This is a genomic window from Streptomyces paludis (assembly GCF_003344965.1).
Classification (GTDB): Bacteria; Actinomycetota; Actinomycetes; order Streptomycetales; family Streptomycetaceae; genus Streptomyces; species Streptomyces paludis.
Genome location: NZ_CP031194.1, coordinates 5,332,015 through 5,346,657, shown reverse-complemented (window position 1 = coordinate 5,346,657; position 14,643 = coordinate 5,332,015). Strand labels below are relative to the sequence as shown.

Below are 14,643 nucleotides of genomic sequence, written 5' to 3'. Positions count from 1 at the left end.
AACAGAGACACCCCGCTCCGCATTCCCGCACCCCCGTGCGTCACCCCCATGCGCCCCTCAGCCGTCCCGCAGCGCGCCGAGCCACTCCGCGACCGACCGGGTGAGCCCCTCCAGTGCCGCGTCCTGGGTGAGCGGCGCGCGTTTCGGTACGGCGAAGGAGTGATCGCCGTACGGCACCTCGACGATCTCCCCGGCAGCCCCTTCGGGGAACGCGGGGAATTCGGCGGGCTTCCCGAAGGGGTCGTTCCCGCCCTGGACGACCAGCGTGGGCAGCCCGGTCCCCAGCAGCTCCGCGGCCCGGGACTTCTCGGGCCGCCCCGGCGGGTGCAGCGGGAAGCTCAGCGCGAGTACGGCGCGAGCGCCCAGTTCGCGCGCCGTACGGCAGGCCACGCGCGCCCCGGCGCTGCGCCCGCCCGCGACGACCGGCACCCCCGGCGCGGCCAGCGCGGGCCAGAGCGCCCGCCAGCCGGTGTCGAGGGTCTTCGGCGCGGGCGCCACCTTCCGGCCGGCCACCCGCCAGGGCTGCTCCACCAAGGCGACGGTGACGCCGAGCGGGGGCAGTACGGCGGCCAGCGCCCGGAGATCGCGCGCCTCGATACCGCCGCCGGCGCCGTGGCCGAGGGCGAGGACGGGACCGGGGCTGAGGGCCGGGCTGGTGGCGGCGCGGTGCCAGGTGATCCTGGCGTCCCCGGCCGGGGTGGCGACGGTCTGAGTGTCGTGGGTGTCGTGGGGGTCTGTGGTGGTCACCGGGCCATGGTGCCCGCCGGGAGCCCCGGCTCAGAACAGCGTGGACTCCTCCGGCGCGGCCAGCTCCGTCAGCAGCTCCGGACCGTTGTTGCGGACGTTGCTGACGGCCGTGGCCACCGGATACGCCCGCATCAGTCCGGGCGGCGGGGGTACGAGCAGATGCCGCAGCTCCTCGGGGTCGCTGTGGGCCGGGTCGAGCCAGGCGTCCCAGCGGTCCGGGGTCAGCATCAGCGGCATCCGGGGGTGGATGTCGGCGAGCGCCCGGGGCCCTTCGGCCGGCGCCACCCCGAGCGGGGCGGTGTCCGCCTCGGTGGTGAGGACCGTGCAGGTCGCCCACCAGGCGGCCGGGTGGTCGGGCGGCAGCGTCGGATCGCGCCAGAACTCGTACAGCCCGGCCAGCGCCATCACCGAGCCGTCGGCCGGGGTGACGAAGTAGGGCTGCTTGCGCGAGCGCTTCTTGCGCCCCTGCTCCTCCAGCTGCCGTTCGTCGGAGCCGGTGACCCACTCGTAGTACCCGTCGGCCGGCAGGAGGCAGCGGCGCGCGGTGAACGCCCGCCGGAAGGAGGGCTTCTCGTGCACGGTCTCCGAGCGCGCGTTGATCATCTTGGCCGCGCCCTCGGGGCTCTTCGACCAGGACGGCACCAGCCCCCACCGCAGCCGCCGCAGCTGCCGGACCGGCCGGGAATCGCGCGCCTCTTTGAGAGGACGCTCCAGAACGGCGTAGACCTCTTTAGTAGGAGCCACATTCCAGTCCGGGGCGAGGGTCTCCTCGGGCTCCCACTTCTCCACCCCGAAGAGCCCCTGAAGGTCCTCGGGCCGCCGGCTGGCCGCGTACCGTCCGCACATCTTCCGTTCCGCCCCCTGTGGATCAGCTGTGCGTTCCGGGACCCGGGGAACGGCCGGGGCCCGTCGAGCGTCTTTTCCACTCACCGCACTTGAGTGCCAGACTGCCACGACGCGAACCCAGTTGAGGAGCCCACCGAGCCATGGCCAGCATCGACCCCGCCTCGATCGGCGATCTCTGGGATCGCGTCTTCGGGAGCCAGCCCGCGCCGGACCAGTGGCTGGTGATCGTGACGGCGGTCGTCGCGCTCGCCGCCGTCGTACCGCGCCCGGTGTGGCGGCTCTCGCGCAACGCGATCACCATCGCGCACGAGGGCGGCCACGGGCTGATAGCCCTGGTGACCGGGCGCCGGCTGGAAGGCATACAGCTGCACTCGGACACCTCCGGACTGACCGTGAGCCGGGGCAAACCGACCGGCATCGGCATGATCCTCACGGCGGTCGCGGGCTACACCGCGCCGCCGCTCCTCGGGCTCGGCGGCGCGTGGCTGCTGGCCGCGCACCACATCACGCTGCTGCTCTGGCTGACGACGGCGCTGCTGATGGCGATGCTGGTGATGATCCGCAACGCGTACGGCGTGCTCACCGTGGTCGTCACCGGGGCGGCGTTCCTGCTCGTCTCGTGGCTGACCGGGCCCGAGGTCCAGGCGGCGTTCGCGTACTCCGCCGTATGGTTTCTGCTGCTGGGTGGCGTACGCCCGGCGTTCGAGCTTCAGGCGAAGCGCCGACAGGGCGGCGCCGGGGACTCGGACGCGGACCAGCTCGGCCGGCTGACGCACACCCCGCCGCTCGTGTGGCTGCTCTTCTTCCACGCCGTCTCGCTCTGCTCGCTCATCGGCGGCGGACGCTGGCTGCTGGAGGCATAAGGGCCTCCGGTGCCGCGTTCCGGCGTCCCGTCGCGGGGAATCCGGGGAACCCGCCGTATCACCCTCCGATTACGCCCCGGTTTCCCCGTATTTGATCAGGATCAGGGCCCGTCAAGAGCCACTAAAGTGTTGGCCATGACCGAAAGTTCCGTGCAGCCCGCCCTCTGGCCCGCCCCCTACGCGAGCGGGGCCGTCGAAGCGACCGTCACCGTGCCCGGATCCAAATCGGTCACCAACCGGGGGCTGGTGCTCGCCGCGCTGGCCGCCGAGCCCGGCTGGCTGCGCCGTCCGCTGCGCTCGCGCGACTCCCTGCTGATGGCCGAGGCGCTGCGCGCGCTGGGCGTCGGCATCGAGGAGACCGTCTCGTCCAGCTCCAGCACGAGTTCCGCCGGAAGCGCCGACGGTACGACGACCGGCGAGGCATGGCGGGTGATCCCCTCGGGGCTGCACGGCCCGGCCCGGGTGGACGTCGGCAACGCCGGTACGGTGATGCGCTTCCTGCCGCCCGTCGCGACGCTCGCCGACGGTCCGGTCCGCTTCGACGGCGACCCCCGCTCGTACGAGCGTCCGCTGCACAGCGTCATTGACGCGCTGCGCGTCCTGGGCGCCCGGATCGACGACGACAACCGGGGCTCCCTGCCGCTGACCGTGCACGGCGGCGGCGCGCTGGAGGGCGGTCCGGTGGAGATCGACGCCTCCGCCTCCTCCCAGTTCGTCTCGGCGCTGCTGCTCTCGGGCGCGCGCTTCAACCAGGGCGTGGAGGTACGGCACGTGGGCGCCACGCTGCCGTCCCTGCCGCACATCCGGATGACCGTCGACATGCTGCGCGCGGCCGGCGCGCAGGTCGACGAGCCCGAGACCGGTGGCGAGCCCAATGTCTGGCGGGTCTCCAGCGGCGCGCTGCTCGGCCGCGATCTGACCGTGGAACCGGATCTCTCCAACGCCCAGCCGTTCCTGGCCGCCGCGCTGGTGACCGGGGGCCGGGTGACCGTGCCGGACTGGCCGGTGCGGACCACCCAGCCGGGTGACGCGCTGCGCGAGATCTTCACCGCCATGGGTGGCCGCTGCGAGTTCACCGAGACCGCCGAGGGCACCAGCCTCACCTTCACCGGCACCGGCCGGATCCACGGCGTCGATCTCGATCTGAGCGAGGTCGGGGAGCTGACGCCCGGTATCGCGGCCGTGGCCGCGCTCGCCGACTCGCCCTCCACCCTGCGGGGCGTCGCCCATCTGCGGCTGCACGAGACCGACCGGCTGGCCGCGCTCACCAAGGAGATCAACGAGCTGGGCGGCGATGTCACCGAGACCGCCGACGGGCTCCACATCCGGCCGCGCCCGCTGCACGGCGGCGTGTTCCACACGTACGAGGACCACCGGATGGCCACGGCGGGCTCGATCATCGGCCTGGTGGTGAACGGGGTGGAGATCGAGAACGTCGGCACGACCGCCAAGACCCTGCCCGATTTCCCGCGGATGTGGACAGACATGCTCGCGGGAGCGGGAGCCTGACGCGATGCGCCGCTACGGCAAGAACCCGGACGAGGACGACATCCGCCACCGCCCCAATCCCAAGGGCAACCGGCCGCGCACGAACATCAGGCCCAAGCACGAGGACGCGTCGGAGGGCATGGTCCTGACCGTCGACCGGGGCCGGCTGACCTGCCTCGTCGAGGACCGGCCCGTGCTGGCGATGAAGGCGCGCGAGCTGGGCCGCAAGGCCGCCGTGGTGGGGGACAGGGTCTTCCTCGTGGGTGATCTGTCGGGCAAGAAGGACACGCTGGCGCGGATCGTACGGATCGAGAAGCGCGCCTCCGTACTGAGGCGCACGGCGGACGACGACGACCCCTACGAGCGGGTGGTCGTCGCCAACGCCGACCAGCTGGCGATCGTCACCGCCCTCGCCGACCCGGAGCCGCGGCCCCGGCTGATCGACCGCTGTCTGGTCGCGGCGTACGACGCGGGGCTCGAACCGCTGCTGGTGCTGACGAAGTCCGATCTGGCGCCGCCGGAGAAGCTGCTGGAGACGTATCTGACGCTCGGGATCCGGTATGTCGTCACGCGCCGCGACGAGCTGGCCGACGGCTTCGCGGCGGACCGGGTACGCGAGTATCTGACGGACCGGACGACCGCGTTCGTCGGCCATTCCGGTGTCGGAAAGACGACCCTGGTCAACGCGCTGGTGCCGGACGACCGGCACCGTACGACCGGGCTGGTCAATGCGGTCACGGGGCGCGGCCGGCACACCACCACCTCGGCGCTCGCGCTGCCGCTGGCCGGGGCGCCGGGCTGGGTGATCGACACACCGGGCATCCGCTCCTTCGGGCTGCACCACGTCGACCCGTCCCGGGTCATCCTGGCCTTCCCCGAGCTGGTGCCCGGCACGGAGGGCTGCCCGCGCGCGTGCAGCCACGACGAGCCGGACTGCGCGCTCGACGCGTGGGTGGCGGACGGCCACGCCGACCCGGCCCGGCTCTACTCGCTACGGCGACTTCTCGCCACCCGGGAGCGACGCGAAGGCGACTGAGTGCGCGCGCGTTTGCGATCAACCAGGGCTGGTAAGGCCATAATCACACCAGGCAGGACAAGGTCACTAGGGGGAGGCCCTCACCATGGCGTGGCTGCTGGTTGTCGTCGCCGGGATTCTGGAGACGGGTTTCGCCGTCTGTCTCAAGCTCTCCCACGGATTCACCCGGCTCTGGCCGACGATCGCCTTCGCGGTCTTCGCCCTCGGCAGCTTCGGTCTGCTGACGCTGGCGCTGCGCAAGCTGGACGTCGGGCCGGCCTACGCGGTGTGGACCGGCATCGGCGCGGCGGGCACGGCGATCTACGGGATGATCTTCCTCGGTGACATCGTGTCCGTCCTCAAACTGGTCTCGATCTCGCTGGTGATCATCGGTGTCATCGGGCTCCAGCTCTCGGGCTCTGCGCACTGAGCAGCGCGGACGGTACGGCGGTCACGGCCGTCCGGACCAGCGGCCCCACGGAGTCCCCGCCGGGGGCGACGAGATGGGCGAGCGCGAGGCGTACAGCCAGCTCGCAGCGGTGCAGCAGCTCGGCGCGGCCCTGGTCCAGCCGGACCCGGCCGAAGCGCCCTGGGTCGCCGCGCACCGGATCGGGGCGCAGGTGATCGGGGCGCGGCGGCTCGTTCCGCTCATGGCGCTCATGGCGTTCGCTCCGCGACGGCTCGGGCGGGCGGCGCCCCAGGGCCGCCGCCGATCGGTCCCGTACGAGCGCGACCAGTTCCGTGGCGGCCGGCGGGCCCGCGTCGGCGCGGCGCTGGGCGGGGACCACGGACGGCGTGGCGCTGGGCCGTACGGGCCGGGGCCGCGGCAGCCACTCGTTCCAGCAGCCGGTGAGCAGCGCCCGCAGCAGCGGCCTGGAGCGGCCCTCGACGACGGTCCACTCGGCGACGGCCACCAGCCGGTCCGCGGCGTCGGCGCGCTCCCTCAGCAGCCGTTCCACGCCGTACAGATAGCGGTCCGCCTCGCGGCGCAGCAGCGCGCGGGCCAGCCCGTCCTTGCTGCCGAATTCGTTGTACAGGGTCTGCCGGGAGAGCCCGGCTGCCGACGCGACGTCGACCATCCTGACGGCGGACCAGGGCAGGTCCGTGAGAGCGGAGAGGGCGGCGTCGAGCAGGGCTTCTCGCGCTGTTGGCATCGTTGTCTCCGGGGCCGTTCTGCTCGTGGCTCGGCTGGGTAATCGGCTCTGCGAATTGGAATATGCACTCATAAATATGCGCTCAGAGTTGACGGGCCGTCGCTGTCTGTCAAGACCGTCGTCGAGTTCACGCCGCATCGCACGCCATATCCACACCTGACCCCCACCGGGCGGCGTGCGCTTTCCACGGAGCGGACCCCGTGGCCCGGAGGGGCGGGCGCTCGCTACTGTGACGCCCATGCCCGATTACCACGATGACCTGCGTCTCGCCCATGTCCTGGCGGACGCCGCCGACGCCGTGACCATGGACCGGTTCAAGGCCCTGGATCTCAAGGTCGAGACCAAACCGGACATGACCCCGGTGAGCGAGGCCGACAAGGCGGCCGAGGAGCTGATCCGCGGCAACCTCCAGCGGGCACGGCCGCGCGACGCGATCCTGGGCGAGGAGTACGGCATCGAGGGCACGGGCCCGCGCCGCTGGGTCATCGACCCGATCGACGGCACCAAGAACTACGTCCGGGGCGTCCCCGTATGGGCGACCCTGATCTCGCTGATGGTGGCCGCCGAGGGCGGGTACGAGCCGGTCGTCGGCGTGGTCTCGGCGCCGGCGCTGGGCCGGCGCTGGTGGGCGGCGAAGGGCGGCGGCGCGTACACCGGGCGGAGTCTGACATCGGCGACCCCGCTGCGTGTCTCGAAAGTGGCGCACATCCGGGACGCGTCGTTCGCGTACTCCTCGCTGACCGGCTGGGAGGAGCAGGGGCGGCTGGACGGCTTCCTGGATCTGACCAGAGCGTGCTGGCGCACGCGCGGGTATGGCGACTTCTGGCCGTACATGATGGTCGCGGAGGGCTCGGTGGACATCTGCGCCGAGCCCGAGCTGTCGCTGTGGGACATGGCCGCGACGGCGATCGTCGTCCAGGAGGCGGGCGGCAGCTTCACCGGCCTGGACGGCCGCCCGGGCCCGCACAGCGGCAACGCGGCGGCGTCGAACGGGGTGCTCCACGAGGAGCTGCTCGGGTATCTGAACCAGCGCTACTGACGGCGCGGGTCGACGGGGGCGCCGCCGGTTGACGGGGGCGCCGCTCCTGTCATGCGCGGTACGCCCCCACCGGGAGGCGCCACCGCGCCTTTTCGGTGGTTTGTCGTACATTCGGGCGCCCCGGCTCCACCCCCCTCCGCTCCCTGCCACCTCTTGTTGAGTCAGCCCAAGAGTGCGACTCTGAGAGTCCCCCCACTTGTGAACTTGTGAATCATTTCTCGTTCCCCTCGTTCTCTCAGGGGCTCCCCCACTCCCTCCCAGGAGGTGGCTCCACCCATGCTTGTCCGTGACGCCATGAGTTCGGTGGTCCTGACCATCGGGCCCACGCATACGCTCCGCCAGGCGGCCCGGCTGATGTCGGCGCGCCGCGTCGGCGCCGCCGTCGTCCTCGACACCGACCACTGCGGCATCGGCATCCTCACCGAGCGCGACATCCTCAACTCGCTCGGCGCGGGCCAGAGTCCCGACACGGAGACCGCCTGCTCGCACACCACGAACGCCGTCGTCTTCGCGGCGCCGGTCTGGACGCTGGAGGAAGCCGCGGCGGCCATGTCGTCGGGCGGCTTCCGGCATCTGATCGTCCTCGACGACCACGAGCCGGTCGGCATCGTCTCCGTACGTGACATCATCCGCTGCTGGGCACCGGCCCGACGGGAGGTGGCCGTGCTGGCCGATGTCTGACCATCACCATGGACCTGGTCCAGACTGAGGCCAGGTCCAAAGTCGCACTCGTTCGGGACGCGGCCCCTCACTGTTAGGCTGACCCCCATGAGTGACCTGCTGGAACGACTTCGCGGACGCGGCTGGCGCATGACGGCTCAGCGTCGTGTCGTCGCCGAGGTGCTCGACGGGGACCATGTCCATCTGACCGCCGACGAGGTGCACGCGCGCGCCGTCGCCCGGCTGCCGGAGATCTCCCGCGCGACCGTCTACAACACCCTCGGTGAGATGGTCACGCTCGGCGAGATCATCGAGGTCACCACGGACCGCCGCGCCAAGCGGTACGACCCGAACGCGCACCGGCCGCACCACCACCTGGTGTGCGCGCGGTGCGGCGCGATCCGGGACGTCCACCCGGCGGGCGACCCGCTGGCCGATCTGCCCGACGGGGAGCGCTTCGGCTTCACGATCTCGGGCGTCGAGGTCACGTACCGCGGCATCTGTCCGAACTGCGCTTCGGCATAGGCCAGCCCGGCCCTCCCGCTCCAGAGAGCGCCGTCACCCAACAGGTGGCGGCGCTTCTCTACGTTCTTGGAAATGATCGAAGGCCCGGATCTCTTGTGAGATCCGGGCCTTCGATTTCAGTAGCGGGGACAGGATTTGAACCTGCGACCTCTGGGTTATGAGCCCAGCGAGCTACCGAGCTGCTCCACCCCGCGCCGTTGAATGCAACATTACGTCACCCCGCCGACCAGCGCAAATTCATATGAGCGCTACGCGGTCAGCTCCTGGTGGAGCGCCTCGCGGAGCCGGGCGGCCCGCTCCGCGACCTCGGCGGGGCCCAGCTCGACGGCGCGCGCGCACCAGCGCTGCCCCTCGGTCAGCTCGCCCCTGCGGGCGGCCAGCAGGGCGAGGCGCAGGGCGGCGCGGCCGTGGCCGGCCTGGGCCGCGCGGGTCCACCACAGGGCGGCCTCGCGCTCGCCGCCCTCGCGGGCGAGCAGCAGCCCGAGGTTGAAGGCGCCGTTGCGGCTGCCCGCCTCCGCCGCCTCCCGGTACCAGCGCGCGGCGTTCGCGTTGTCCCCGCGCGCGGCGGCGAGCATGCCGACCCGGACCTGGGCGCGGCGGTGTCCCTGCTCGGCGGCGCGCTCGTACCACTGCTCGCACTCGCTCTTCACCGTGTGCGGCTCCCCGAGTGCGGGCGGGCCCGGCGGGGGCTGGCGCGCGTCGAGCACGGTGGCGAGCCGGAAGGCGGCCTCCGCGCTGCCGCCGCCGGCCGCACAGCGCAGATGGCGCTCGGCGGAGCGGTCGTCGCCGTCCCGCAGGCAGGCGATGCCGACCTGGAGGGCGGCCTCGGTGTGGCCGGCCGCGGCGGCGCGCTCGTACCAGCTCAGGGCCGCGCCGTCGTCGTCCCGGCCCGCGTAGAGGATCCCCAGGTTGAACGCGGCGTCCACGCTGCCCGCCTCGGCGGCCTTGGAGAACCACGGCTCGGCGCCCGTCGGGTCGTCGGCCTGGAGCAGCAGGACGGCGAGCGCGTTGGCGGCCTCGCGGTGGCCCGCGTACGCGGCGCGCCGGTACCACTGCTCGGCCTGGGCCGTACGGTCCTGGGCGGCGCAGAGCAGGCCCAGGTTGTACGCGCCGTTGACGTCGCCCGCGTCCATGGCGGCCCGGTACCAGCGCTCGGCGGTCTGCTGCTCGCCGCGGGCCGCGTGGAGCGCGCCGAGGGCGTTGGCGGCGTTCCCGTCGCCCTCCTGTGCGGCGCGCAGCCACCAGACGGCGGCGCTCTCCTCGTCACCGGCGTCGCGCAGCAGGAAGCCGAGGGCGCACGCGGCGCGTGACTCGCCGTCCCGGGCGGCGCTGAGATACCAGCGGCCGGCCTCTTTGAGTTCGCCGCGCTTCTCCAGGATCGCGCCGAGGTGCAGCGCGGCCCGGCGGTGGCCGCGCGCGGCGGCCTGCCGGTACCACTGGGTGGCCTCGGTGATGAGCGTGGAGCCGAGCGCCGCGCCGGCGCCGGCCGCCTCCCTGATGCCGGTGGTGCTCATGCCCGTACCGGTGTCCATGGGGCGGACCGGCGGCATGCTCAGCCGGATACGGCCCGAGGTGGGCGGGCCCGTACCGCTGCGGTACATCACGTCGGCGCCGGAGCGCGCGGTCTCGCGGGCCCGTCGCTCCAGGGCGCGGGCGAGCCGGTAGGCGGCCTCGCGGTGGCCCTGGTCGGCGGCGGCGCGCAGCCAGCGCTCGGCGCCGACGTCGCTGCGGTGCTCCAGCAGATCGGCGAGCGCGTACGCGCCGAGCGCGTGGCCCTGCTCGGCGGACTGGCGCAGCCAGTACTCGGCGGCGGGGTCGTCGCCCAGCTCGCGGTAGTGCCGGCCCAGCGCGTGGGCGGCGGGGGCGGATCCGGCGACGGCGGCGATCCGCCACCAGCCGGCCGCCTCGTCGACATAGCCGCGCTGGTGGAGCAGGACGCCGAGGTTGTTGGCGGCGGCGCGCTCGCCCTCGGCGGTGGCCGCTCTCAAGTACGGCTCCGCGGCGTCGAGATCGCCCCGGCGCAGCAGCAGTGCGCCGAGCACGCTCATCGACGCGGTGTCACCGGCGTCGGCGGCGCGTCGGTGGCGCGCCTCGGCGTCGGCGGTCTCTTCCGTGCCGGCGGTGCCGGCAGCGCTGTCAGCGCTCTCTTCGTGTCGCTGCACAAACCGCCCTGTCTCCAACAGAGTTGCCCTATCCCCCATATTTTCCATCGTCGCATCACCTGCCACGCACGTACAGTCGGTAAGCCGCGACCCGCCAAGGTCACTTCAGCGTTTTGTCGACATGCCCACAGAGAGACAAGTCAAACACCCGCGAGACCAACGTGCCCCACCTGAAACGCACTTCGGATCGGACCCGTCGGATCGGGCACATGGCAAAGGCCCGGATCCTTGATAAGGATCCGGGCCCTTGTCTTGTAGTAGCGGGGACAGGATTTGAACCTGCGACCTCTGGGTTATGAGCCCAGCGAGCTACCGAGCTGCTCCACCCCGCGCCGTTGTGTCCCAACCGTACCACGGCGCGAGATGGAGCCCTGGTCAGCCGCCGGAGTCCGAACCGGAGTCCGCGCTGGAGTCGGACTCCTTGTCGGATGCGGAGCCCGAACCCGATCCCGAGGACGAACCGGAGCCCGAACCCGAGCTGGTGCTCGTGTCCGCGTCGGCGGCCCGCTGGAGCGCGTCCTGAAGGTCCTTCTGGGCCTTGCCGTACGCCGTCCAGTCCTGCTTCTTGAGCGCTTCCTCACCGGCCTCGTACGCCTTCTGGGCGTCCGAGATGGCCTGCTGGAGCGCCTTGCCACCGGTGGCCGGCGGTTTGGTGGGCTCGCCCGTCGGCGGAGTCGTCGGGGTCGTCGGCTCCTCCGTGCTCTCGGCCCCGAACACCGCGTTCAGCGCCTCCGGCAGGCTGTCCTTGAAGACCGGCTTGCCTCCGTAGGAGACGGCCACCTTCTTCAGCAGCGGGTAGTTGGCACTGCCACCGCGCGCGTACACCGGCTCGATGTAGAGGAAGCCCCCGTCGAGCGGCACCGTCAGCAGGTTGCCGTACTCGATGTCCGAGTCCGTACCTCTCAGGTTCCTGACGAACTCGGCGACTTCGGGCACACCGTTCAGCTCACTCTGCACCTGCTGCGGCCCCTGGACCGTGGACGTCACTCTCAGGACTCTGATCTTGCCGTAGTCACTGCTGGTGGCATCCGCGTCCACCGCCATGAACGCCCCCAGGTTGGGGCGTCCGTTGGGCGTGAACGTGGTGGTCAGCGAGAACTTCTGGCTGTCCTGCCCGGGCATCTTCAGGCTCAGGTAGTACGGCGGGACCGAGTTCGCCTTCCGGTTGGTCGGGTCGTCCGGCACCTGCCACGCGTCACTGCCGCTGTAGAACTGGGCGGCGTCCGTGACGTGGTAGCGGGTGAGCAGTTCGCGCTGCACCTTGAACATGTCCTGCGGGTAGCGCATATGGGCCAGCAGGCTGGGGTCGATGTCGCTCTTCGGCTTGACCGTGCCGGGGAACGCCTTCATCCAGGTCTTCAGGACCGGGTCCTTGGTGTCCCACTCGTAGAGCTTGACCGTGCCGTCGTACGCGTCGACGGTCGCCTTCACCGAGTTGCGGATGTAGTTGACCTGGTTCTGCTGCGCGACGACCGCGCGCTGGCTGTCGGTCAGCGAGTCGGCCGTGGTGTCGCCCAGCGTGGTGCGCGACGCGTACGGGTAGCCGTTCGTCGTCGTGTACGCGTCGACGATCCACTGGATCCGGCCGTTGACCACGGCCGGGTAGGAGTCGCCGTCGATGGTCAGCCAGGGCGCGACGGCCTCGACGCGGTCCTTGGGCGTGCGGTTGTAGAGAATCCGCGAGCCTTCGCCGATGGCGCCGGAGTAGAGCATCTGCGGCTCGCTGAACGCCACGGCGTACGCCGCGCGGTTCAGCGGGTTGGAGAGGTCGACACCGCTGTCGCCCTTGTAGCTCGTCGTCCGCTCGCCGTTCTTCTCGTAGTCCAGCTCCTTCTGGGGGCCGCCCACGATCGAGTACTGCGTGGTGCGCTCGCCGTAGTAGATGCGCTGCTCGTACTTGCCGATGTCACCGGTCGTCGGCAGCCCGGACTCCGTGAAGTCGGGCGCGCCGACCGTGCCCTCGTTCTCGTCGGTCACCGTGTTGGTGCCCTTGGACGCGATCAGACCGTATCCGTGCGTGTACGTGAAGTGGTCATTGATCCAGTTGCGCTTCGGGATGCCGGTGATGTCCAGCTCGCGCAGACCGACGACGGTGTCCTGGGGCTTCCCGTCGGCGTCGGTGTACCGGTCGACGTCCAGCGTGGTCGGGAACTTGTAGTACTGACGCTCCTGCTGGAGCTGCTGGAACGCGGGCGAGACCACATTGGGGTCGACGAGCCGGTAGCTGGCGGCGGTGTCGGCCGCCTTGCGCTGCTCGGCCTTGCGCGTCGAGTCACCCTTGCCGCCGTAGTCCTGCACCTCGGCCGTGTCGATGCCGTACGCCTCGCGCGTGGCGTCGATGTTCTTCTTGATGTACGGCGCTTCCTTGGCCTGCTCGTTCGGCTGGACCTGGAACTTCTGCACGATCCCCGGGTAGAGACCGCCGATGAGGATCGCCGACAGCACCATCAGCCCGAAGCCGATCATCGGCAGCTGCCAGGTGCGGCGCCAGAGCGTCGCGAAGAACAGCACGGCGCAGATGACGGCGATGCAGAACAGGATCGTCTTCGCCGGCAGATAGGCGTTGGCGTCGACGTACCGCAGTCCCGTCCAGTTGCCCGCCGCCTTGAAGTCGCTGGACTTCACGGCCAGGCCGTACCGGTCGAGCCAGTACGCGACGGCCTTGAACGAGACGAAGAAGCCCAGCAGCACCGAGAGATGCCCGGTGGCCGCGGCCGTCGCGCGGGCGCCCGGGCTGGTGACGCGGAGCCCGCCGTACAGGTAGTGCGTCAGCGCGGCGGCGATCAGCGACAGCACGGCCGCGGCGAAGCCGAAGGCCAGCAGGAAGCGGTACCAGGGAAGATCGAACGCGTAGAACGACACGTCCATCTTGAACTGGGGGTCCTTCTGCCCGAAGGGCACCCCGTTCACCCACATCAGCCACGTACGCCACTGACCGGCGGCGGAGGCACCGGCGATCAGCCCGATCAGGGCCGTGATCGCCAGCAGCACCCATTTCTTGTACGGGGCGATGCCCATCCGGTACCGGTCGAGGTTCTGCTGCTCCAGCGACATCGCGCTCAGCGGCGGCCGGAGCCGGTGCGCCAGCCAGATATTCAGTCCGACGGCAGCGGCCATCAGCAGTCCGAAGACCGCGAACAGACCGACCTTGGTCCAGAGAGTGGTGGTGAAAACAGATGAGTACTTCACCGAGCGGTACCAGAGCCAGTCGGTCCAGAACCCCGAGAACATGACGAAGAGCATGGCCAGTACGGCCAGTACGCCCAGTGTCATGAGCAGGGTCCGGGCCCGACGGGATGGCCGGCCCACTCTGATCCGTGGCCCGGTCGGGCCTCCGCCGCGGTCCGGCATCTGGAAAGCCAACGTGCGCACCTCGAAGTTCGCGGTCGTGTGATTCAGCGGGTTGTGTCGTGCGATTCAGCGGTTAATTCGGCGTGTGTAGCGGGCCCAGCGATCGTAGAGCCCACTCATGCAACTTACTGAGGCTTTACCTAGTTCCCGCACCGGGGTCCGAAGGAGGCAGGATATTGACCATGTCCAATGTTTCGCCCTCGGGCACACCCATGGCCGCGAGCCCGCTGACCCGCGCGGTTCTCGAAATCGACGAGTACGCTTCCGGGCTCGGCTGGGACCGGCCCGCCCGGCTCTTCGCGCTCGTCGACACCACCCGGCTGCGCGCCGACGAACCGGCGCTGGCGGCCCAGCTCGGGCTCGACGACGACGGCGGAGCCGTCGCGCCCCTCACCCCGGTGGAGCAGGACGAGATCCCGTCCGGCACCCCGCTCGACGAGTTCCTCGCCACCATCGCCTGGCCCGGGGCGGTGGCGGGCTGCGCGATGACGGTGGAGCGGCTGATGCTGCCGCCGTCGGCGGAGGCGTCCGTACCGGACGGTCTGGACGAGGCCGCGCTCGCCAAGTGGGTCGCGGCCCACCCGGAGCGGCAGGAGGTACGGATGACGGTCGCCGTGCTGCGGGACGGCACCCGCGAGTCCGCGGTACGGCTGCGCGAGAAGGACTCGGCGACGGAGGTGCTCACGGGCGCGGGGCTGGTCCCGGGCCTGGCCGAGGCGCTCTCCGCCACTTTCGAGTCCTAGCTCAGCCTTCGAGTCCTAGCCCAACCGCGTCTCGGACGGGGGACGTCCGG

At 71.2% G+C, this 14,643-nt stretch carries 13 protein-coding genes and 2 tRNA genes; 8 read left to right on the top strand and 7 right to left on the bottom strand.

The features are described 5' to 3' along the window. Positions 1-57: 57 nt before the first annotated feature. Positions 58-747, bottom strand: a complete 690-nt coding sequence (locus tag DVK44_RS23645; protein ID WP_114661535.1) for an alpha/beta hydrolase family protein — start codon at positions 745-747, stop codon at positions 58-60. Between the two features lie 30 nt (positions 748-777). After that, entirely contained in the window at positions 778-1,593 is an 816-nt protein-coding gene (locus DVK44_RS23640; RefSeq protein ID WP_114661533.1) for an SOS response-associated peptidase, read from the bottom strand. A 140-nt stretch (positions 1,594-1,733) separates the two neighbouring features. On the opposite strand from DVK44_RS23640, the gene DVK44_RS23635 reads away from it, so the two are divergent. From DVK44_RS23635 to DVK44_RS23620, 4 genes are all read left to right on the top strand, one after another. Beyond that, positions 1,734-2,456 carry a M50 family metallopeptidase gene (locus DVK44_RS23635; protein ID WP_114661531.1) on the top strand — a complete coding sequence of 241 codons (723 nt, stop codon included), beginning with the start codon at positions 1,734-1,736 and terminating at the stop codon, positions 2,454-2,456. Positions 2,457-2,591: 135 nt separating this feature from the next. Then, entirely contained in the window at positions 2,592-3,965 is a 1,374-nt protein-coding gene (aroA, locus tag DVK44_RS23630; RefSeq protein WP_114661529.1) for a 3-phosphoshikimate 1-carboxyvinyltransferase, read from the top strand. A gap of 4 nt (positions 3,966-3,969) precedes the next feature. Next, a complete protein-coding gene (gene rsgA, locus DVK44_RS23625; RefSeq protein ID WP_114661527.1) occupies positions 3,970-4,980 on the top strand; it encodes a ribosome small subunit-dependent GTPase A in 1,011 nt (336 codons plus the stop codon). An 85-nt stretch (positions 4,981-5,065) separates the two neighbouring features. Continuing rightward, on the top strand, positions 5,066-5,389 hold the full coding sequence (locus DVK44_RS23620; RefSeq protein WP_114661525.1) for a DMT family transporter: 324 nt from the start codon (positions 5,066-5,068) through the stop codon (positions 5,387-5,389). Here the strand turns inward: DVK44_RS23620 and DVK44_RS37955 are convergent. Next, on the bottom strand, positions 5,355-6,113 hold the full coding sequence (locus DVK44_RS37955; RefSeq protein ID WP_114661523.1) for a TetR/AcrR family transcriptional regulator: 759 nt from the start codon (positions 6,111-6,113) through the stop codon (positions 5,355-5,357). The two genes, DVK44_RS23620 and DVK44_RS37955, sit on opposite strands and share 35 nt — an antisense overlap. Positions 6,114-6,351: 238 nt before the next feature. Here DVK44_RS37955 and hisN point away from each other — a divergent pair, with 238 nt between their 5' ends. The 3 genes from hisN to DVK44_RS23600 all read left to right on the top strand — a co-directional run bounded on the left by hisN (position 6,352) and on the right by DVK44_RS23600 (position 8,337). Continuing rightward, complete coding sequence (hisN, locus tag DVK44_RS23610) at positions 6,352-7,152, top strand: histidinol-phosphatase (protein ID WP_114661521.1); 801 nt, start codon at positions 6,352-6,354, stop codon at positions 7,150-7,152. Between the two features lie 276 nt (positions 7,153-7,428). Continuing rightward, on the top strand, positions 7,429-7,833 hold the full coding sequence (locus DVK44_RS23605) for a CBS domain-containing protein (protein WP_114661519.1): 405 nt from the start codon (positions 7,429-7,431) through the stop codon (positions 7,831-7,833). An 87-nt stretch (positions 7,834-7,920) separates the two neighbouring features. Next, positions 7,921-8,337: a Fur family transcriptional regulator gene (locus DVK44_RS23600; protein WP_114661517.1), complete on the top strand. Its 417-nt coding sequence runs from the start codon at positions 7,921-7,923 to the stop codon at positions 8,335-8,337. 120 nt (positions 8,338-8,457) lie between these two features. Here DVK44_RS23600 and DVK44_RS23595 read toward each other — a convergent pair. The 4 genes from DVK44_RS23595 to DVK44_RS23580 form a co-directional block, all read right to left on the bottom strand. Next, a tRNA-Met gene (locus DVK44_RS23595) sits at positions 8,458-8,531 on the bottom strand. Positions 8,532-8,585: 54 nt separating this feature from the next. Beyond that, on the bottom strand, positions 8,586-10,547 hold the full coding sequence (locus DVK44_RS23590) for a tetratricopeptide repeat protein (RefSeq protein WP_114661515.1): 1,962 nt from the start codon (positions 10,545-10,547) through the stop codon (positions 8,586-8,588). Between the two features lie 210 nt (positions 10,548-10,757). Then, positions 10,758-10,831 (bottom strand) — tRNA-Met (locus DVK44_RS23585). Positions 10,832-10,874: 43 nt separating this feature from the next. Then, positions 10,875-13,850, bottom strand: coding sequence for a UPF0182 family membrane protein (locus tag DVK44_RS23580; RefSeq protein ID WP_181957667.1), 2,976 nt, complete (start codon positions 13,848-13,850; stop codon positions 10,875-10,877). A 182-nt stretch (positions 13,851-14,032) separates the two neighbouring features. Here DVK44_RS23580 and DVK44_RS23575 point away from each other — a divergent pair, with 182 nt between their 5' ends. Continuing rightward, positions 14,033-14,593 (top strand): PPA1309 family protein, encoded by a 561-nt coding sequence (locus tag DVK44_RS23575; protein WP_114661504.1) that lies wholly within the window; start codon positions 14,033-14,035, stop codon positions 14,591-14,593. Positions 14,594-14,643 lie beyond the last annotated feature (50 nt).